The sequence below is a fragment of the Pseudomonas sp. P7779 genome, from assembly GCF_013386315.1.
GTDB lineage: Bacteria > Pseudomonadota > Gammaproteobacteria > Pseudomonadales > Pseudomonadaceae > Aquipseudomonas.
In genome coordinates, this window is the sequence record NZ_JACARZ010000083.1 from 22724 (window position 1) to 43186 (window position 20463).

The following is a 20463-nucleotide window of genomic DNA, read 5'->3' on the forward strand; positions in this document are numbered from 1 at the left end:
TGCGAATGCAAACGTATCTCATCCAGGCGTTGTGACGCAGGGCTATTGCTTTGGGTCGAGCGATCATTTCTTTCGTTTGCGGGGCAGGGCGGAACTTTCACAACCCGTCAGCGCAACGCCTTGGGCGAAACCCCGAAACGCTTGCGAAACGCCGTGGAGAAATGCGCCGGGCTGTAACCCACGCGGTACGCGGCGCTGGACACATTGGTCTCACCGCTGGCGAGCAGGCGATAGGCTTCGGCCAGGCGCTGTTCCTGCAAGTACACATAGACACTGGTGCCGAATACCTGACGAAAGCCCGCGGTCAATTTGCGCGGGTTGAGGCCGACTGCGCGAGACAGCTCGGCCAATGACGGCGAAGCCTGCAACGAACCGAGCAACAGGTCGCGGGCGGCATGAATGCGTTCGATGTCCGCTGAGTTGCAATGGGCGTCCTGCACCGGGCGCGACTCGGTTTGCGCGAGAATTCCCTCCACCCCCAGCGCTGTCAGCTCCAGGGCCTTGCCGCCCAGATAGAAGGAGCGGGCAGGGCCCTGCAACGGGCAGGTGAAAATCTGTTGGGCAAGGGCGAGCAACGGTTTGCTCGCGGGCTGGCAGAACATCATCGGCCCGCCGCCGCGTTTATCCAGCAGGCGCTCAGGCTCAAGGCCGACGCTGCGGATCGACGGGAAATCCAGCTGCACGGTGGTGTAGCGCACCGGCACACCACTGGCGAACAGGTGATCGCCACAATGTTCACCCTGGTTGGCCACGGCGCACAGGGTCGGCCCGCGAATCTCCACTTCCTGCTGGCCTTCGACCCGGCAATTGAGCTGGCCGCTGAGCACCAGGATGATCTTCAAACCTTGCCACAGCGGCTCTTGCATCCACATCTGGCTGTCCATCAACACAGTCCCGGCGGACAGGGTGATTTCCGGCACGACGGTGGCGGCACCCGTGTTCAAAGTGTTGGGAAAATTGAGGGTGAAATCCCTTTGGGTCGGTAGCGGCGCAGCGTGTGGGCTGAGCATGGCGGACTCCCTGTGAACCGGAAAAGAGGGGCATACGCTAGCAGGAAATTTCTTACCTGTAATTAAGAATGATTATCCTTTAGCCGAAAGCCCGGACCACGCCTCATCGCTGCAGGCCGCAGAAACTCACGCTGTAGCGCAATCAAAAGAAAAAGCCGCGCAAACGAATGTCCTGCCGGTTGCCGTGCTGCGGCTTTTGCCTATTAATAATCACTCTCATTTCCGCAGCCCTTGGCGACTCATGGATGAACCGCTCAATGACCCATTCTCCCTAGCCCTTTTCACCCTTGCCCCGCAGGCCTTTTGTTCACGGCATCGGCCCCTTATTGCCGAAAAAAACTCTGGAGACCCCATGACTATCATTGACGACTGCCCCGATTGGCCCGAAGCGTTTGCCCAACGCTATCGCGACGCAGGCTATTGGCGCGACGAGACCTTTGGCGACCTGCTGCGCAACGCCGCCCGCACCTTTGGCGAGCGTGAAGCGATCACCGATGGAACGCTGCGGGTGAGCTATCGCCAACTGGATCAACGGGTCGATCAACTGGCCGGCGGGTTCTCCCGGCTGGGGTTGGTGGCAGGGGACAACGTGGTGGTGCAACTGCCGAACTGCGTGGGTTTTGTCGAAGTGTGCTTCGCCCTGTATCGCCTCGGCGTACGGCCAATCTTTGCGTTACCGGCCCATCGTCATCTGGAAATCGGCCGCTTCTGCGAGTTTGCCCAGGCCAGGGCATACCTCTGCGCTGACGTCACGGCAGGTTTTGATTATCGGGGCATGGCCCGTTGCTTGAAGGCGGCCCATGGCGACCTTGCGTGGGTGATCGTGGCCGGTGAGGCTGAAGAATTCATCGCGCTCGAAGACCTTTATCTGGACGACCCGCAGCCAACCTTTTCTGCGCCGCCCGCGGATGCCGTCGCGTGTTTCCAGTTGTCCGGTGGCTCCACCGGCGTGCCGAAACTGATCCCGCGTCGCCACAATGAATACCTCTACAACGTGCGGACCAGCGCCGAACGTTGCGGCCTGACCGACGCCACGGTGTACCTCGCCGCGCTGCCCATGGCCCATAACTTTCCCATGTGCTGCCCGGGGTTCATGGGCACCTTGCTGATGGGCGGCCGTGTGGTGCTGAGCGGCTCGCCAAGCGCCGAAACCTGCTTCGCCCTGATCGAGCATGAACGCGTGACCCATACCGCGCTGGTGCCGCCACTGGTGCTGGTCTGGCTGGATGCCGCCCAGGCGCGCGGGCAGGGCCTGCCAGGATTGCAACTGCTGCAAGTCGGCGGCGCCAAACTGAGCTTCGAGGCTGCCCGCCGCGTGGAACCCACCCTCGGCTGCCGCTTGCAGCAAGTGTTCGGCATGGCCGAGGGGCTGATTTGCTATACCGACCCCAACGACCCACCGCAACGAGTCCTGCACACCCAGGGCAAACCCATGTCCCCGGGCGACGAAATCCGGGTGGTGGACGACAACGAACAGGACGTGATACAGGGCCAGGTCGGCCAATTGCTGACCCGTGGTCCGTACACGATTCGCGGTTACTACCGCCACCCTGCGCACAACGCCCAGGCGTTTACCACTGACGGTTTCTACCGCACCGGCGACCGGGTAATGCTCACCGACGACGGCTACCTGATGGTCGAAGGTCGCGACAAGGACGTGATCAACCGTGGCGGCGAAAAGATCGCCGCCGAAGAAGTCGAAAACCTCCTGCTCAGCCATCCTGCCGTCGCCGATGTGGCCTTGGTGGCGATGCCGGACGCCTACCTCGGCGAACGCACCTGCGCCTTCGTGATTCCCCGTGGCACGGCACCGCGCCCGCCGGAACTGCTGCGCCATCTGCGTGAGCAAGGGTTGGCGGCCTTCAAGCTGCCGGACCGCTTCGAATTTATCCCCGGTTTCCCGCAAACCGGCGTGGGCAAGGTCAGCCGCAAGCACCTGCGGGAGGCTATCCAGCAGCTGTATTTCGGGGCAAAACAACCTGAGGGAAGCGCCGCCTGTGGCTGATCAAGACTCGCTGCGTGAACTGCTCGCGCCTGTACGTGGCCGGTTGATCTGCGCCATGCTGCTGCAAGCCCTGGCGACCCTGATCGGCCTGCTGCCGTTGATCGCGGTGGCGGAGTTGGCGCCGTCGTTGCTGGACGGAAAACTCGATCTGCACGATGGGTTCTGGTGGTTGTTGGCCGGTGCGGGCGCTTTGCTGTTGCGCATGCTCGGGCTGGCTGCCGCCTTGCAGATGACCCACCTGGCCGACAGCGACCTGCAACGCCAGGTTCGCCAACGGCTGGCCGCGCATTTGGCGCGGGTTCCGCTGGCTTGGTTCAGCGCCCGTGGTGGGCAAAAAGTCGACCGTGTTTTGCTCGACGACGTAGGTGCGCTGCATCAACTGGTGGCGCACTTGCCAAACAACCTCGCCGCCGCATTGGTGGCGCCCCTGGCGTGCCTGTTGTACCTGCTGACGGTAAGTGTGCCGATGACCGTTGTGGTGCTGCTGCCTCCAGCGCTGGCGCTGTGGCGACTGCGAGCCTTGCGCTCCCAGGCTTATCGGGATGACCAGAAGGCACTGGGCGCCGCGCTGGGCAACCTGTCCCTGGCCACCCAGCAGTTTGTGCAGAGCATCGCCATGGTCAAGTCATTCGGCCGGGCCGATCGGGTGCAGTCAAAGTTCTTCGGTGCGGTGGAACGTTTCGCCAGTTTCTTTTCCTGCTGGGCCCAACGCTGGGCCGGGCTTGGGGCGAGTGTCGAGGTGCTGCTTTCGCCGTTGCTGGTGCTGGCCCTGGTGCTGTTGGGCGGTGCGTCGCTGGTGGCTGGCGGTTGGCTGATGCCGGTGCAACTGCTGCCGTTCCTGCTGCTGGGGCCGGCCCTGGCAGCGCCGGTCGCGGCCGTCGGGCATGGTGCGGATGCACTGGTGCAGGGCCGCATGGCCGCCAGCCGTATCGCCACCGTGCTCAACAGCGCGACGTTGACGCAACCTCGCGAATCCCGCGAGCCCAAGGGCCGCCAGGTGAGCTTTGAAGGCGTGGACTTTCGCTACCCCGACGGCACGCAGGTGCTGCATGACATTGACCTGGATCTACCGCCCGGCACGCTGACCGCATTGGTGGGCGACTCGGGCGCCGGCAAATCCACCCTGGCCACTTTGCTTGCGCGCTTTGCCGATGTGAGTGCCGGGGCGATCCGCATCGGCGACGTCGACCTGCGGGACATGCACAGCGCCACCTTGTATCGCCAGGTCGCCTTTGTGTTCCAGGATGTGCGCCTGCTGCGCACCAGCGTCCTCGACAACCTGCGCCTGGCGCGCCCCGACGCCACGCAAATCGAGGTGGAAGCCGCCGCCCGGGCCGCGCAGATTCACCAGCGCATCCTCGCGCTGCCCCAGGGGTATCACACCGTCCTCGGAGCCGGCGTGCAACTGTCCGGCGGTGAAGTGCAACGCCTGGGCATTGCCCGGGCGATGCTCAGTGAAGCGCCGATCCTGATTCTCGATGAAGCCACCGCCGCCAGTGATCCTGAATCCGAAGCCGCGATCCAGCAGGCGCTGTCTCGCCTGGCCCGTGCCCGCACGGTGCTGGTAATCGCCCACCGCTTGAGCAGCATCCAGGACGCCGACCAGATCGTCGTGCTGCAAGGCGGGCGGATTGTCGAGCGCGGTACGCATCACGGCTTGCTGGACCAGCAGGGCACTTACGCCGGGCTGTGGGCCGCTGAGCAGTTTTCGGCGGCCGCACTGAAGAGGGCACGGGCATGATTCGCGCGCTGTTACGCAGCCTGCAACCCCGTGAAGCCGGCTTGTTGCGGCGTGCGCTGATGGCGATGGCGTTGAGTGCGTTGGCCCAGGGCGCAGCGTTGGCGTTGTTGCCGATGGCCTTTGCCCAGTGGTTCGGCAACACCACGCCTTGGGCCTGGGCCATCGGTTTCACCGGCATGGCCTTGTTGTGCCTCTGGCTGCGCCGGTATGCCCAGCTGGCGGGCTATCGCGCCGGTGCCGAAGCAGCCCAGGCGTTGAACCGACGCATTGGTGACAAGCTGGTGCAACTGCCGCTGGAATGGTTTGTGGAGCGGCGCAGCGCTGAACTGAATCGCCTGGTGACTCACACCGTGCTGCAAATCATGAGCACCCCGGCGCACCTTTTGCAGCCAATGGCCAATGCGCTGTTGACGCCTTTGGCACTCCTGCTGGCGCTGTTTTTCTACGACCGCTCCATGGCGTTGGCGGCACTGGCCGCGTTGCCGTTGCTGGTGCTGGTGTACCACTGGGGCGTGCGCTGGGGCGGGCAAGCTGAAGCACTGAGCGAAGCCGCAGCCAATGAAGCGGCGGCCCGGGTGATGGAGTTTCTGCGCCAGCAACCGTTGCTGCGCTCCAGCGGGCGCACCGAGCAAGGTTTCGACCTGCTCACCGAGGCCTTGGCCCAGCAGCAACAGGCACAGCGTCACGCCCACTGGCGCACTTTTCCCGCCGCGCTGGGTTTGGCGGTGGTGTTGCAGGCCGGCTACAGCGCCATCCTGTTATGCGGCCTGTATGCCGTGTTGGGTGGCACCCTCGATGCGGCGAAGTTCCTGGCGCTGGCGATTCTCGCCACCTGCCTGGTGGAGCCAATGGGCGCGCTGGTCAACCTCGGTACCACGTTGCGCCAGACCCGCCACGGCTTGAATCGCCTGCGCCACCTGCTGCAGATGCCGGGGTTGCCTGAGCCTCTCGAACCCCAACCTGCCCTGGGTTACGACGTGCAAGTGCGGGACGTAGGACTGGTCCGCCAGGGCCAGGCGATCTTGCAAGGCATCGACTTCACGTTGCAGGAGCGTTCGCTGAACCTGGTGGTGGGGGCGTCCGGCTCCGGCAAGTCCAGCCTGTTGCGCCTGCTGGCGCGCTTCAGCGATGTAAGCAGTGGCGCGATTCACCTCGGCGGTGTCGACCTGCGGCAACTGTCGGCCCTGGCCCGAGATACCCAGGTCGCCTTGATGTTCCAGGACAGCCCGCTGTTGCCGGGCAGCCTGCTGGACAACCTGCTGCTGGGCCGCCCCGACGCCAGCGAAGAGCAATGGCAGCACGCCGCCCGCGCCACCGGCCTCGACCGCCTCGCCGAGCGCCTGCCCCAGGGCTGGCACACCGTGCTGGGCGAGCAGGGTGTCAGCCTGTCCGGCGGCGAGCGCCAATGCCTGGCGTTGTCGCGGGTGTTGCTCAAGGACGCGTCGCTGATCCTGCTGGACGAGCCGACCGCCGCCCTCGATGCCATCAGCGAGGCGCGGGTCAATCGGACCCTGTTGCAACTGGCCCGCCGGCACACGGTGGTGCTGGTCACCCACAAACCGACCTTGGCGCCCCATGCCGACCAGATTCTGCTGCTCGACCACGGCCAGTTGGCCCAGGTCGGCCGCCATGACGCGTTGATGGCCACGCCCGGCCGTTACCGCGAGTTGTTCCACGAGCGCGAAGCGATCAATCGCTGGCGCTTGCGCCCAGACCCTACCGTTCCCCAAAGGACCGTCCCCCATGACCGATAACCCATCACTGGCATGCGTTCATCCTGCACCCGGCGGCCTCGCACACAGCCCCGAGGCGCTGTGCGCCGGTGTCGCGCAGTTGCTCGACTATGCCCCCCAGGACCTGGAGCCCGATGCCTCGCTGATCGAGCAGGGCCTGGACTCGGTGAGCATGATGCGCCTGCCGGCCTTGCTCGCCCGCGAAGGTGTGCAGGTGAGCTTTGCCGAACTGATTGAGCAGCCGACCCTTGAGGCCTGGTGGTTGCTGATCGACCGCCGTCGCGGGCAGGCGACGCACCTCAAGCCCGTCGCCGCCGACAACGATTTCGCCCTCACACCGTTGCAGCAGGCTTATTGGTTTGGTCGCGACCCGGCCATGCCGCTGGGGGGCGTTGGCTGTCACCTGTATCAGGAGCTGGACGGGTATCAGGTCGACGCTCAACGCCTGGAAAGCGCGGTGATGCGCCTGACTCACCGCCATCCCATGCTGCGCGCCTGTTTCCCGAACGCCACTTGCCAGCGCGTGCTGCCGACCAGCCCGTGGCCTGGGTTGACCGTGCATGAACGGCCGGATGAGTTGGCCTTGCGTGAGCGCCTGGCCCACCGCTGCCTGGATGTGCGCCAGGGCGAGGTGTTTGATGTGCAACTCAGCCGCTTGCCCGACGGCCGCAGCCGGGTGCACCTGAACATCGATTTGCTGGTGGCGGACGTCCTGAGTATCAGCGTACTGCTGCGGGACCTGGCGCTGATCTACAGCGGGCAAGAGGCGCAGCTGCCACGTCTGGAATGGGATTTTGCCCACTACCTGGGCGCCACCCGAACCAGCGATGCCGGCGCGCGGGACTACTGGCTGCAACGTCTGGATGACCTGCCCGACGGCCCGCAACTCCCCTTGGCACACGAGCCGCAATCCCTCGGCCCGCCGCGTTTTCGTCGCCTGGCGATGCGCCTCGGCCGCGCGCAGTTGCGAGCCCTGGAAGACCAGGCCCGCCAACACGGCCTGACCCTGGCCAGCGTGCTGTGCTGCGCCTATACCCAAGTGCTGGGCCGCTGGAGCGCCAGCCAGCATTTCCTGTTGAACGTGCCGCTGTTCAACCGCCAGGAGCTGCACCCCTGCGTCCCGCATCTGCTGGCGGATTTTTCCAACCTGGTGCTGCTGGAGATCGACCAGCGCCAGGCGGGTTCTTTCGCGCAGCAGGCGCAAGCCCTGCAACGCCAACTGCACCGCGACATCGCCCACAGCGCCTGGCCTGGTGTGGAAGTGCTGCGTGAGTTGTCCCGCACCCGGCAAGGCGGCGCCCCCGTAGTGTTTGCCTGCAACCTTGGCGAAGCGTTTGTCGACGCCACTTGCCGGCAGCACCTGGGCGAACCGGGCTGGGCCTTGTCGCAAACGCCCCAAGTGTGGCTTGACCACCAGAGCTATCCGCTGCCCGATGGCCTGTTGCTCAACTGGGACGGGGTAGATGCGCTGTTCCCCGAAGGCCTGCTGGACGAAATGTTCACCGCCTATGGCGACCTGCTGGCGTGGCTGTGTACCGGTGACTGGCGCCAACCCGCGCCGCTGCCGTTGCCCCAAGGCCAGCAAGAGGTCCGTGCAGCGGTCAACCACACGCCCTGGGCCTATGACAAAGTCTTGCTGCACGATGGCTTTTTCCAACAGGCGCAGGTGCACCCGCAGCGGGTGGCATTGATCACCGAGGACGCTGAGTTGAGTTACGCCGAGCTGGCGGCCCAGGCCCTGCAAGTGGCAGGTGCCCTGCGCCAGTGGGGGATTGAACCGGGTGATACGGTGGCGATCACCTTGCCCAAAGGCCAGGCGCAAATCGTTGCGGTGCTCGGCATATTGGCGGCGGGCGCGGTGTATGTGCCGGTGGGTATCGAACAGCCGGCAGCCCGTCGCGACATGATCTATCAACGCGCCGGAGCCAAGGTGGTGATCACCGATACGGCCCACCGTGATCGCGGTGTATGGCTGGCGGACTTGCAAGTGGTGGACCTGGCCCAGGCGCGTTCGGCCAGGGCCCTGAAACAACCGATCGAGGTGGCGCCGGACGCACTGGCCTATGTGATTTTTACCTCTGGCACTACCGGCGAACCCAAGGGCGTCGAGGTTTCCCACCAGGCGGCGCTGAACACCGTCGCCGCGATCAACCGGCGTTATCAGGTGGGCGCGGATGACCGTGTGCTCGGGGTTTCCGCCCTCGATTTCGACCTGTCGGTGTACGACCTGTTTGGCCTGCTGAGTGTCGGTGGCGCCGTGGTGCTGCCAGCGGATGCGCGGCGCAAGGAGCCGTCCGAATGGTTGCGGCTGATCCGCCAGCAGCGCGTGACCCTGTGGAACTCGGTACCGGCGTTGCTCGACATGCTGACCCTCAAGGCCCGCGAGCCGAATGCCCTGAGCGGATTACGCCTGGCGATGGTCTCGGGTGACTGGGTCGGGCTGGACCTGCCACGCCGCCTGCGATTGGCAGCCGGCGAAAGCGCCCGGTTCGCCGCTCTCGGCGGCGCCACTGAAGCGGCCATCTGGTCCAACGTCCAGGACGTCGACGAAGTGCCGGCTCACTGGCTCTCGATTCCCTACGGCAAACCCCTGGATAACCAAAGCTTTCGAGTCGTCGACAGCCAGGGCCGCGATTGCCCGGACTGGGTGGCGGGGGAGTTGTGGATCGGCGGCGCCGGGGTTGCCCAGGGCTATCGTGGCCTGCCGCATCTCAGCGCCCAACGCTTCGTCGAGCACGCCGGGCAACGCTGGTACCGCACCGGCGATCAGGGCCGTTATTGGCCCGACGGCAGCCTCGAATTTCTCGGGCGTATGGACCAGCAGGTCAAGGTCCGTGGCTTCCGCATCGAACTCAGTGAGATCGACGTGGCCCTGGAACGCCATCCGGCCGTCAGTCGTGCCGTCACCCTGGTGTTGCCCGGGGCCAACCCGCAGTTGGCAGCAACCCTGATGGGCGACGCGCTGCCGGATGCCGAAGCCATGCGCCAGTGGCTCTGCCAATGGTTGCCGGAACACATGTTGCCGGACCACTGGCTGAACCTCACCGAACTGCCCCTGAGCGCCAACGGCAAGGTCGACCGCGCCGCACTGCTGTGGCTGGTGCAGGAGCAACGCCAGGGCGCCAGACCCGAGCATGAAGACGCGCCTCAAGGCGAAGCCGAACAACTGTTGGCCGGGCTCTGGCGCGAATTGCTCGACATTCCCCTGGTGGGACGCAACCAGGGCTTTTTCGCCCTCGGCGGCAACAGTCTGTTGGCCGCTCGCCTGATCGAACGTATCGCCCGACAGTTCGACGTCGAACTGTCGCTGAAGGACTTTTTCAACGCGGCCACCGTCGCCCGCCAGGCCCAATGGCTTGTCGCCCGACGAGAACAGGACCACGTCAACCGGAACGCAATGGTGGAGGGTGCGCTATGACACTGCAGCAACTGCAACAGGACCTCGAAGCACTGGGTGTGGAACTCTGGGAAGAGCAGGGCCGCCTGCGCTACCGGGCGCCCGCCGGGGTGATGGATGAAGGCCGCCTGCAACAATTGCGCGAACACAAGGACGCGTTGTTGCAGCAATTGATGGAACCGGTGATGCCCACCGTCTCGGCCGACCTGGCTGCCCGCAGCGAACCGTTTCCGCTGACCGACGTGCAGGCCGCTTACCTGATGGGCCGCACCCAGGCATTCAGCTACGGCGGGGTGGCGTGCCACGGTTACCTGGAATTTGAACTCAGGGAACTGGACCCGGCGCGCCTGGAGCAGGCATGGAACCATCTGATTGCGCGTCACGACATGCTGCGGGCGGTGGTGCTGGAAGACGGCTACCAACAAATCCTGCCCCAGGTGCCACATTACCTGATCGCCCGGCATGACCTGCGCGAAGACGACGGCCGTGCACTGGCCGCTCTGCGCGAACGCATGGAAATTCGCCTGGCGTCGCCCCAGCAGTGGCCGCTGATCGAGTTGTGCGTCAGCCAGGGCCGTGAACATGCGCGCCTGCATCTCTCAGTGGATCTGCTGGTGTGCGACTACCAGAGCGTGCGCATGCTGTTGGCCGAGTTGCAGCAGGTCTATCGTGGCGAAGCCTTGCCGCCGGCGGCGCCCATCAGTTTTCGCGACTACGTACTGGGCGAGCGCCGGTTGCGGGAACAGCCGCGTTACCAGCGTGACCGCCAGTACTGGTGGGCGCGGGTCGACAGCCTGCCCGGTGCTCCGGAATTGCCCATGCAGGGCGCTCCCAGCGGACCGCGTTTCGAGCGCCGCGCCCTGAACCTGGAGGCCCGGGATTTCAACGCCCTGCGCCTGAATGCAGCGGCGGCCGGCGTGGGTGCGTCGGCGGCGATTCTTTCCTGCTATGCCGAAACCCTGGGGCGCTGGAGCCGCAAGGGGCATTTCTGCTTGAGCCTGACCTTGCTCAATCGCCTGTCGCTGCACCCGCAGGTCGATCGGCTGGTGGGGGATTTCAGCTCGGTGGAATTGCTGGAAGTCCAGACCCTGCAAGGCGGCAGCTTTGGTGAACGCAGCCAGCAGTTGCAGGAGCGACTGTGGCAAGACATGGACCACCGCCTGTGTTCCGGCATTGAAGTACTGCGCGAACTGGCGCGGCGCAAAGGCCGTGATGCGGCCTTGATGCCCTATGCCTTCACCAGCACCCTGGGCGCCGGTGGCGAAAGTGGCGGCGGGGCATTTATGCCCGGCGCAGAACTGGTGCACGGCATCAGCCAGACCCCGCAAGTGTTGATTGATTGCCAGGTCAGTGAGCGCGACAACGGCCTGTTCATCAATTGGGACATTCGCCAGGGCGTGTTCAATGAGGCCATGCTGGAAGCGATGTTCGACACCTTCGAACGTCTGCTCAAGCGCTTGGCGCGGGAGCCTTCGGCCTGGACCCTGGACGATTGCCTTGAACTGCCGGCACCCCAGCGACTGGTGCGGGAGTTGATCAACCAGACGGCGCAGCCGATTCCCCCAGGCTTGCTGCATGAACCGTTCTTTCGCCAGGCCCGGGCGCAACCCCAACGTGTCGCCCTGATCCAGGGCGCGCGACAGCTCACTTACGCGCAACTCGCCGCCCGTGCCGAGGCGATTGCCGAGCAGTTACTGGATGGCGGTTGCCAGCCCGGCGAGCGGGTCGCGGTATGCATGGAAAAAGGCATCGACCAGGTGGTCGGTGTACTCGGGATCTTGCGGGCCGGCGCGGCGTACCTGCCGCTGGACACTAATCAGCCGATGGCGCGGCGCGCGTTGATTCTTGAGAACGCCGAGGTCAGCCGGGTGCTCAGCCAGTCGTGGTTGAGCGAGGACGTGGCCTGGCCCGCCCAGGTGACCCAGTGCATACCCGTTGATCAGGCCGCAGCCAGTGCCGGACGTGAACTGCCGGCGCCGCAGGTGACACCGCAACAACTTGCCTACGTGATCTACACCTCCGGCTCCACCGGGATTCCGAAGGGTGTGATGATCAGTCACCAGGCGGCCCTCAACACGGTGGTGGATATCAATCAGCGCTTCGCCATCGGCGCCGAAGACCGGGTACTCGCCTTGGCCAGCCTGGGCTTCGACCTCTCGGTGTACGACATCTTCGGCCTGCTGGCCGTAGGTGGCGCCCTGGTGTTGCCCGACGCCGGACGCCGCGCCGACCCGTCCCACTGGGCCGAATGCGCCCGCGAGCACGGTGTGACCCTGTGGAACTCGGTGCCCGCGCAGTTGCAGATGCTTGCCCATTACCTGCAAGCCGTGCCGGCCGCGGCACCTCAGAGCCTGCGCCTGGCCTTGCTGTCCGGCGACTGGATCCCGCTGAACCTGCCCGCCGAAATTGCTGCGTTGTTGCCTGAGCTCCAACTGATCAGCCTGGGCGGCGCCACAGAAGCGGCGATCTGGTCGATTGCCTATCCAATCACCGAGGTGGACGCACAATGGCGCAGCATTCCCTACGGCGCGCCGCTGGCCAATCAACGCTTCATGGTGCTCGACGAACAAGGCCGCGATCGCCCGCAAGGCGTTGCCGGTGAGCTGTTCATCGCCGGCACGGGGTTGGCGATGGGGTACCTGGGGGACGCGGAGAAAACCGCCGAGCGTTTTATCGAGCATGCCCACAGCGGCGAGCGGCTGTACCGCACCGGCGACCTGGGGCGCTACCTTGAAAGCGGGTTGATTGAGTTCCTTGGCCGTGAGGATTTCCAGGTCAAGGTTCGCGGGCATCGCATCGAGTTGGCGGAAGTCGAAAGTGCCTTGCTCAGTCATCCTCATGTCGAATCGGCCGTGGTGGTCGCTGCGGGCGAGGGCGCGTTCGAGCGGCGTTTGCAGGCCTGCGTGCGCGGGACTTTGCGTGATACTCCATTGCCTTGGCCGACCCGGTTGGCACCCAACGCCTTGGCGGCGGCCAACGGCGTGAAAGGCCAACTGACGGAAGCGCTGATTACGCAGATGTCCGATTGCGTCGAGCGTGCCGCGTTGCTCTCCATGGGCCTGGCCCTGCAACGCCCGGGGCTGTTTGATCAACCGGGCGTCGAGCACGACCTGGCCCAGATCATGAGCCTGTGCGAAGTGGCGCCACGCAACGAACGGCTGATCCGCCGCTGGCTGCAAGCGCTGCATCGCGAACAACTGGTAGACCGCAACCCAGGCACCGGCGCCTATTCGTCACTGCGGGTCTCGGGTGCTGAATACCGTCAGCTGTGGCAGCGCATCGAGGCGCTGGAACCGAGTGTGGGCTGGGGCGGTGAAGTGCTGCGCTACCTGCGGGAAAGCCAGGAGCAATTGCCTGCCCTGATGAGCGACCGGCTCGACCCGTTGCACTTGCTGTTTCCCGAAGGCCGTACCGACACCGCCGAAGGCGCCTATCGCAAGAACCTGATCAGCCAGTACCTGAACCAGGCGGTGTGTGCGGCGGTGCAGGAAATCGCCGCACTGCAACCGGCGGGCTGGCGTCTGCAGTTGCTGGAAATCGGCGCAGGCGTGGGCGGCACCAGTGCCGACCTGATTCCGGCCCTGGACGGCTTGGCGGTGGACTACCAGTTCACCGACCTGTCGCAGTTTTTCCTCAACGAAGCGCGGGAGCATTTCGTCGAGTTTCCGTGGGTCAGCTACGGGCTGTTTGACCTGAACCTCGACCACTGGGCCCAAGGCATCGCCGCCAACTCCCTGGATGTGATTCTGTGTGCCAACGTGCTGCACAACTCGCGGCATGCCAGCCAGGTACTCGCCCGGCTGCGGGAAATGCTCGCCCCCGGCGGCTGGCTGATCTTTATCGAAGCCACCCGCGACACCTACCAGATCATGGCGTCCATGGAGTTCAAGGAGGGCCTGACCGCGTTCGAGGATTTCCGCGCCGAGCAGGACACCACGTTCATCCGCCGCGAGCAGTGGCAGCAACTGTTGCAGGAAGCCGGCGCGCAGACGCCGCTGTGCATGCCGGCAGCTGACGATGCGATGTCACAGATCGGCCAGCACCTGTTCATCACGCGCTTCAAGACCGAGCGCCAGACCCTTGAGCCGGAGGCGTTGCGCGCGCATCTGGGCCAGCGCCTGCCGGATTACATGGTACCCACCGAGTGGCGGGTACTGGATGAAATGCCGCTGACGGTCAACGGCAAAGTCGACCGCCAGGCGTTGACCAACCTCGGCATGGCCCAGGCCACGCAACAGGCCAACAGCGGGGCTGCACCGCTGGATGCGCTGGAGCGCAGTATCGCAGAGGTCTGGCAAACCCTGTTGCGGGTGCCCAGTGTGGGCCGTGAACAGGGCTTCTTTGAGTTGGGCGGTGATTCATTGCTGGTGGCGCAGGTGGTTGGTCGCCTGCGGGAAAGCCTGCCCCAGGCCCGTAACGTGCCCTGGGGGGATTTGCTGCGCCAGTTGATCAACCAGCCCACCGTTGCGGCCCTGGCGGATTACCTGCGGGGGCAGGGCAGCGAGAGCCTGTCGCCGCTGGTGCGGATTCGTGAGGAGGCGCAAGGCCCGGCGCGGATCTTTGTCCATGATGGCAGCGGCACCCTGGCACCGTATCGCGCGCTGTTTGCTGCACTCGGGGAAGAAGCGCCACTGGAGGGGCTGGTGCTCAATGATGTACCGGGTTACCTGGCTCTGGCACCGGCTACGGCGATTCGTGAACTGGCCGAGCGTTATGCCGACACCTTGCACGCCGAAGGCCGGCGCCAGGTGAGCATCGTCGGTTATTGCCTCGGCGGGTTGCTGGCGACGGAGCTGGCATCATGCCTCGCGGCGAGGGACATCGAGGTGCTGCAACTGACAGTGATCAGCAGCTACCGCGTGCCGTTCATGATCGAGGATGACCTGCTGGCGGAGTACGTGTTCGCCCGCGTGATGCAGGCCGACCCGCACACCCTGGGTTACCCGGTGGATGAACAGGCGATGGAGCGGGCGATTGCCAAGGTGCTGCGCCAAACTCCGGGCCGCGTGCCCCAAGGTGCGTTGCTGGCGCTGCAGGATGAGCCCGACTGTGCCACGGCCCTGGCCTGCCTGCGGGCCCTGGCATCCAAGTCGGCAGATGAGCGCTTGCAGGCAATTGCAGACGCGATGCGCCACGCCGGCTCGCAACTGAGCGACCTGGACTGGCTGCGCGAGCAACTGCAGGTGCTGCGCCACAGCCTGGCCGCCGTCGCCTTGCATCAGGCCACGCCTTACGACGGTGACATGGTGTTTATCCGCCAGTGCGGTGAAGTCCAGGTACTGCCCGGCATGCACCGCGACATGAGCCAATACTGGCAGGCCCTGTGCCTTGGCGAATTGCAGGTGGTGGACGTGCCGGGCGACCACTTCAGCTGCATGCAGAGCCCCCAGGTCGAAGCCGTGGCCCGCGCGTTCGAACGGCTGGCGCAGGTGGCGGCGTGAGAGTCGGGATTGTAGGCGGCTATGGGCATGTCGGTCGGCAGGTTGCGCGGGTGCTGGTCGGTCATTGCCGCTTGCGCCTGGGCGGTCGCGACCCTGGGCAAGGGCAGCGTTTTAACGACGGCGAGTTGAACGGGCAGGCCGAGATCCGTGAAGTGGACCTGTGGGACGCCCAAAGCCTGGCGGCGTTTTGCAGCGGCTGCGACCTGCTGATCAATTGCGCGGGCCCCAGCTACCAGGTGCTCGACCGGGTGGCGCTGGCCGCTTTGGCCAGTGGCGCCGATTACATCGATGTCGGCGGCGATGATCCGCTGCATCAGCTGCTGCCCGCTCAGTTGCCGCCGGGTCGTCGTGTGGTGTTATCAGCCGGCATGTTGCCCGGGCTGTCGGGGTTGTTTCCCAAGGTGCTTGCGGCGTCGTTCGAGCGCGTCGATGCCGTGCATTGCTATGCCGTCGGACTTGGGCGGTTGTCGACAACGGCGGCCGAGGACTTTCTATTGAGCCTCGGCAACGGCTATGGCCAGGCCTCGATGGGCTGGTGCGATGGCCGTGCAATCAAGTCCGCCGTACTCGTCGATGAACACTTCGAGCGGCCCTGGCTGGTGGGCGGTCCCGTAACGGCCCACCCGTATCTAACCACTGAGCAACAGCGCTTGTTTACTGACTTGCGGGTGCGCGAAGCCCAGGCCTACAACCTGTTCGACGGCGGCCACCTGCGGGCCGCACTCGGGCGCATTCAGGGCTCGCCACCGGCTCTGCGACACACGGCAGAGAACATTGCCGCCCTGGTACAGGCCAGTGCGCTGGACCTGGCAGGGCGCACGCCTTACCAGTTGCTCGCAGTCGAAATGGCAGGCCTGCAACACGGCGAACCGCAGCAGGCCACCGCCTGGTTGCGTGCCGCCGACGGCTCGGCGTTGACCGGCACAGTGGCGGCAATCTGCGCCCTGCAACTGGCCAAACTGCCCGAAGGCACGCACTACGCTGCCCAGGTGATGGACGCCGATGACTGCTTGCGCCAGGTGCTGCGCTGGTTGCCGCAGACCCGGATCCACGTCACCACTGAACTGGAGGAGGGCGTGTTATGAAGAAAATCCCCAGCCCATGGCTGCGACGTTACCCGCAGCATCAAACGCCGCGTTGCCGATTGGTCTGCCTGCCCCACGCCGGCGGCAGCGCGGGATTTTTCAGCGGTTGGCAGGCACTGTTGCCGGCTGACATCGAACTGGTCAGCGTGCAATACCCCGGCCGCGAAGAGCGCCTGAGTGAAACCTGGCCCGGCAGCCTGGAATGGATGGCGGGCACTATTACCCGGGCGCTGTGGGACCTGTCCGACCGGCCGCTGGTGCTGTTCGGCCACAGCATGGGTGCGGCGCTGGCCTATGAGGTGACGCGGCGCCTGAACCGCCAGGGCAAGGACCTGCAACGGCTGATCGTCTCCGCCCATCCGGCCCCTCACCGGCAACGTCACAGCCAATTGCACCAGGGCCCGGATGCCGGTCTGCTGGCGGATGTGCGGCGCCTGTCGGGTGGTGCGCCATCACCCCTGGACGAACCCGAGATGCAGGCACTTTACCTGCCCGCATTGCGCAATGATTACCGCCTGATCGAAAACTACTGCGGCGATATCAGCGAGCTGCTGGACGTGCCCGTGAGCGTATGCCTGGGCAGCACCGACCGCGAAGTCGATCGGGAGGAAGCCCATGCCTGGTCGGAAGTGACGCGCCAGGTCACCGACTTTCGAACCTTCAACGGCGGGCATTTTTACCTGCGCGACAGCCAGGCCGACCTGATCGAGCACCTGGAACTGTTGCTGGGCAGCCCCGCCGAACCGGCGTGGCAGTGCTGGCCGTCGACCCCATGACCGGAGAATCCTATGAAAACACCTGAGCAGTGCAGCGGGCTGGAAGACGTCCGCCTGGGTATCGACACGTTGGACGAACAGATCATCCGCGCTCTCGGCCAGCGGTTGGCCTATGTGAAAGCTGCGGCGCAGTTCAAGCCTGACGAAGCCAGCATCGCCGCCCCCGAGCGGGTGGCCGCCATGCTGCCCCATCGCCGCCGCTGGGCCGAGCGCGAAGGGTTGGACCCGATGTTCGTGGTCCCGCTGTTTGCGCAGATCATCCAATGGAATATCGACCAGCAAGTGCGCCACTGGCGCCAGCAGCATCAAGGAGCGGAGCATGAGTGAACGTCTGCCGGGATTGCTTCAGGCGCTGACCGAGGGCGAACGCCTGGCGCGCGAGAAGGGCGGCGCAGTGCTGGTGGTGTTCAGCCTGGCCTCGGAGCGCCTGGACCCGCTGCGGTTATTTGCCGCCAACCGCCAGGTACTCGGGCAAAGCCTGTTCTGGTCAAGTGACCGGGGCGCACTGGCCATGGCCGGCTTTGGTTGTACCGAGGAAATCAGCCCCGGGGCCGATGACCGCTTCAACGCCAGTGCCCTGGCGTGGCAGGCGTTGCTCAGCCAGGCCCATCAGGTGGGGCCGCGCCAGCCGTTGCTGTGTGGCGGCTTTGCGTTTGACCCGAAGGGCCCACGCTCGCTCAAATGGCAGTCATTCGCCGCCACCTCCCTGGTGCTGCCGCGCATCCTGCTGCTGCGGGAAGCCGAGCAACATCATGTGATCTTCAGCCAGTGGCTGGAGCCCGGGGCGGACGCGGTGCGTTGCGCCCAGAGCCTGGAAACCCAGTGGACGTTGCTTCTGTCCCGCTACGCCAGTGCGCCACGCCAGGAGATTCCCCTCGGCACACCGAGCGACGAAAACACCATCAGCGCGCAGCAATGGCAAGACACCGTGGCGACGGCCGTGCAGCGCATCAACGCCGGCGACCTGCGCAAGGTGGTGCTGGCCCGCGAAGTGCGGTTGACCACCTCACGGACGATCCCCTGTGGCCCGCTGCTGGAAAACCTCAAGGCGGCCTATCCCCAGGCGTACCTGTTTGCGTTCAGCCGTGGTGACAGCTGCTTTCTCGGCGCAACGCCGGAGCGGCTGGTGCGGGTGACTCGTGGCACGCTGAACACGGTGGCGTTGGCCGGTACTTGCCCGCGTGGTCGTCACGAGCAGCACGATGCCGAACTTGGCCAGGCCTTGATGGACAGCCCCAAGGACCGCCACGAACACACCCTGGTGGTTCAAACCCTGCGCGAAGCATTGCAGCCCTATTGCGCGATGCTCGACATTGCCAGCCAGCCGCAGTTGCACCGGCTGGCCAACGTGCAGCACCTGTTGACGCCGGTGATGGGCCGCTTGCATCCCCAGGTGCAATTGCTGCAACTGGTGCAGGCCCTGCACCCGACGCCGGCGGTGGGTGGCTTGCCGCGACGTGAGGCGATGGCCTATATCCGAGAGCACGAGCAGCTCGACCGTGGCTGGTACGCAGCGCCAGTGGGCTGGATGAATGCGCAGGGTGATGGTGAATTTGCCGTGGCGTTGCGCTCGGCGTTGATCAGAGGCTGTGAGGCGCACCTGTTCGCCGGCTGCGGCATTGTCGCCGAGTCGGATCCCGGGAGTGAGTACGAGGAAACGTGCTTGAAGCTGCGGACTATCCGCGATGCCTTGCGGCCTTCGGACGGAGTGCAGGTGGCGTCAGCCTGAGGAAGGCTCTCGCCCGGCAGGCCGGGCGAGAGCATGCAGCGTCTGGATCAGTTCAAGCCAAGCTTGCCACGCAGTGTGGACAGGTCTTCCGCCAGGGTATTGACCGGGCCAACCAGGGCTTTGCGGTCGGCTTCCTTGACCTTGTCGTAGGTCTCGAAACCGCCATCCTTGGTTTTGTACTTGGCCAGGATCTTGTCCACGGTGGCGAAGTTCTTGTCGACTTTGGCAACGAAGGCCTTGTCTTGCTTCTCGATCTGCGGACGGAACAGGTCGACGATTTTCTTCGCGCCGTCGATGTTGCCCTGGAAGTCATACAGGTCGGTGTGGCTGTAGCGGTCTTCTTCACCGGAGATCTTGGTCGCGGCGACTTCTTCCAGCAGAGCAGCAGCACCACCGACGACTTTTTCCGGCGGGAAGGTCAGGCCGTCCACGCGGGTTTTCAGGTCCAGTACGTCGCTGTTGAGCTTGTCCGCCAGGGCGTCGAGGCCTTTGGTGGTGTTCTCGGAGAACAGGCTGTACTCGATGCGGTGGAAGCCGGTGAAGTCTTCGGCTTTCACGCCTTTCTCGTGGTCGTCCACGCGGGAGTCGATGGAGGCGTCGAGGTCGCTGAACAGTTCGGCGATCGGCTCGATCGACTCATAGTGCACGCGGGTTGGCGCGTACAGCTTCTTGGCGGTCGCCAGGTCGCCTTTTTTCACGGCGTCGGTGAACGCCTGGGTCTGGGTGACCAGCTCGCCGATTTCTTCGGTGACATAGATCTTGTAGTCCGACACCGGCCCTACCAGGTCCAGCGGCGCGGTGGCGGCGAAGGCGGCCAGCGGCGAAAGGCTCATTAACAACGACAATGCGAGAGACGACTTCTTCATGGGACGATTTCCGCTCTGGGGTTTGTTTTAGGTTTTGGCAGTGGTTTGTGGATGTGTCGCATCAAGCAGCGTGCGCCCGATGAAATCCTGGGCCCCGGTGACGCCTGGCAAGGTGAAGAAGTAACCGCCGCCAACCGGCTTCAGGTATTCCTCCAGAGGCTCGCCGTTGAGCCGGGTTTGCACGCTGATAAAGCCTTTCTCCAGGTCAGCCTGGTAGCAGATGAACAACAGCCCCATGTCCAGCTGACCGTTTTTGTTGACGCCGTTGGAGTAGTTGAACGGCCGGCGCAGGATCAGGTTGGCCTGGGTCTGTGCAGTACGCGGGTTGGCCAGGCGGATGTGGGCATCGAGCTTGGTCAACTTGCCTTCCGGGTCCTTGCTGTAGTCCGGGACCTGGGTTTCTTTCTGGCCATCCATGGGCGCGCCACTGGTCTTGATCCGGCCAATGATGCTTTCTTGCTCTTGCAGCGGGGTGCGGTCCCAGCGTTCGACGAAGTTGCGGATGATCCGCACCGCCTGGTAGCTGCCGTTGGCGGCCCAGGCCGGTTCGTCGCTGCCTGGCTGGACCCACACAATCTGATCCATCGCCTTGTTGTCGTTGGAGTTCGGGTTGGCCGAACCGTCGCGAAAACCGAGGAAGTTGCGCGCGCTTTGTGCCGGCTCGCCGGGGCGGGCTGGGG

General features: G+C 64.9%; 12 protein-coding genes. 9 read left to right on the top strand and 3 right to left on the bottom strand.

Features of this window, described 5'->3' with window-relative positions; translation table 11 throughout:
* Positions 1 to 107 precede the first annotated feature (107 nt).
* Positions 108 to 1010, bottom strand: coding sequence for an AraC family transcriptional regulator (locus HX869_RS23615; protein ID WP_003218429.1), 903 nt, complete (start codon positions 1008 to 1010; stop codon positions 108 to 110).
* Between the two features lie 352 nt (positions 1011 to 1362).
* On the opposite strand from HX869_RS23615, the gene HX869_RS23620 reads away from it, so the two are divergent.
* The 9 genes from HX869_RS23620 to HX869_RS23660 are packed head-to-tail and all read left to right on the top strand — an operon-like array spanning position 1363 to position 18917.
* Positions 1363 to 3015 (top strand): (2,3-dihydroxybenzoyl)adenylate synthase, encoded by a 1653-nt coding sequence (locus HX869_RS23620; protein WP_178903727.1) that lies wholly within the window; start codon positions 1363 to 1365, stop codon positions 3013 to 3015.
* Complete coding sequence (locus tag HX869_RS23625; RefSeq protein ID WP_003218426.1) at positions 3008 to 4756, top strand: ABC transporter ATP-binding protein; 1749 nt, start codon at positions 3008 to 3010, stop codon at positions 4754 to 4756. The genes HX869_RS23620 and HX869_RS23625 overlap by 8 nt, the downstream gene beginning before the upstream one ends.
* Entirely contained in the window at positions 4753 to 6510 is a 1758-nt protein-coding gene (locus HX869_RS23630; RefSeq protein WP_003218423.1) for an ABC transporter ATP-binding protein, read from the top strand. The genes HX869_RS23625 and HX869_RS23630 overlap by 4 nt, the downstream gene beginning before the upstream one ends.
* Positions 6500 to 9907: a non-ribosomal peptide synthetase gene (locus tag HX869_RS23635; protein ID WP_178903728.1), complete on the top strand. Its 3408-nt coding sequence runs from the start codon at positions 6500 to 6502 to the stop codon at positions 9905 to 9907. The genes HX869_RS23630 and HX869_RS23635 overlap by 11 nt, the downstream gene beginning before the upstream one ends.
* On the top strand, positions 9904 to 15327 hold the full coding sequence (locus tag HX869_RS23640) for a non-ribosomal peptide synthetase (RefSeq protein WP_178903729.1): 5424 nt from the start codon (positions 9904 to 9906) through the stop codon (positions 15325 to 15327). Before HX869_RS23635 ends, HX869_RS23640 begins: the two co-directional genes overlap by 4 nt.
* The gene (locus tag HX869_RS23645; protein ID WP_023658858.1) at positions 15324 to 16412 is read left to right on the top strand and encodes a saccharopine dehydrogenase NADP-binding domain-containing protein; all 1089 of its coding nucleotides are present in this window, start codon (positions 15324 to 15326) and stop codon (positions 16410 to 16412) included. Before HX869_RS23640 ends, HX869_RS23645 begins: the two co-directional genes overlap by 4 nt.
* A complete protein-coding gene (locus HX869_RS23650) occupies positions 16409 to 17188 on the top strand; it encodes a thioesterase II family protein (RefSeq protein ID WP_003218418.1) in 780 nt (259 codons plus the stop codon). Before HX869_RS23645 ends, HX869_RS23650 begins: the two co-directional genes overlap by 4 nt.
* Positions 17189 to 17200: 12 nt before the next feature.
* Positions 17201 to 17515 (top strand): isochorismate lyase, encoded by a 315-nt coding sequence (locus tag HX869_RS23655; protein ID WP_003218417.1) that lies wholly within the window; start codon positions 17201 to 17203, stop codon positions 17513 to 17515.
* Positions 17508 to 18917 (top strand): isochorismate synthase, encoded by a 1410-nt coding sequence (locus HX869_RS23660; protein ID WP_003218416.1) that lies wholly within the window; start codon positions 17508 to 17510, stop codon positions 18915 to 18917. Before HX869_RS23655 ends, HX869_RS23660 begins: the two co-directional genes overlap by 8 nt.
* Before the next feature lie 47 nt (positions 18918 to 18964).
* On the opposite strand, the gene efeO is transcribed toward HX869_RS23660, so the two are convergent.
* Both efeO and HX869_RS23670 read right to left on the bottom strand, forming a co-directional pair.
* On the bottom strand, positions 18965 to 19783 hold the full coding sequence (efeO, locus tag HX869_RS23665; protein WP_003218415.1) for an iron uptake system protein EfeO: 819 nt from the start codon (positions 19781 to 19783) through the stop codon (positions 18965 to 18967).
* Positions 19784 to 19810: 27 nt separating this feature from the next.
* Positions 19811 to 20463, bottom strand: a 653-nt coding sequence (locus HX869_RS23670; protein WP_178903730.1) for a Dyp-type peroxidase, incomplete at its 5' end; no start/stop codon positions are given.

What these genes read in the sequence shown, in the direction of transcription:
- HX869_RS23615 (WP_003218429.1), bottom strand. Translation starts at nt 1,010, where the DNA reads ATGCTCAGCCCACACGCTGCGCCGCTACCGACCCAAAGGGATTTCACC.
- HX869_RS23620 (WP_178903727.1), top strand. Translation starts at nt 1,363, where the DNA reads ATGACTATCATTGACGACTGCCCCGATTGGCCCGAAGCGTTTGCCCAA.
- HX869_RS23630 (WP_003218423.1), top strand. Translation starts at nt 4,753, where the DNA reads ATGATTCGCGCGCTGTTACGCAGCCTGCAACCCCGTGAAGCCGGCTTG.
- HX869_RS23635 (WP_178903728.1), top strand. Translation starts at nt 6,500, where the DNA reads ATGACCGATAACCCATCACTGGCATGCGTTCATCCTGCACCCGGCGGC.
- HX869_RS23640 (WP_178903729.1), top strand. Translation starts at nt 9,904, where the DNA reads ATGACACTGCAGCAACTGCAACAGGACCTCGAAGCACTGGGTGTGGAA.
- HX869_RS23650 (WP_003218418.1), top strand. Translation starts at nt 16,409, where the DNA reads ATGAAGAAAATCCCCAGCCCATGGCTGCGACGTTACCCGCAGCATCAA.
- HX869_RS23655 (WP_003218417.1), top strand. Translation starts at nt 17,201, where the DNA reads ATGAAAACACCTGAGCAGTGCAGCGGGCTGGAAGACGTCCGCCTGGGT.
- HX869_RS23660 (WP_003218416.1), top strand. Translation starts at nt 17,508, where the DNA reads ATGAGTGAACGTCTGCCGGGATTGCTTCAGGCGCTGACCGAGGGCGAA.
- efeO (WP_003218415.1), bottom strand. Translation starts at nt 19,783, where the DNA reads ATGAAGAAGTCGTCTCTCGCATTGTCGTTGTTAATGAGCCTTTCGCCG.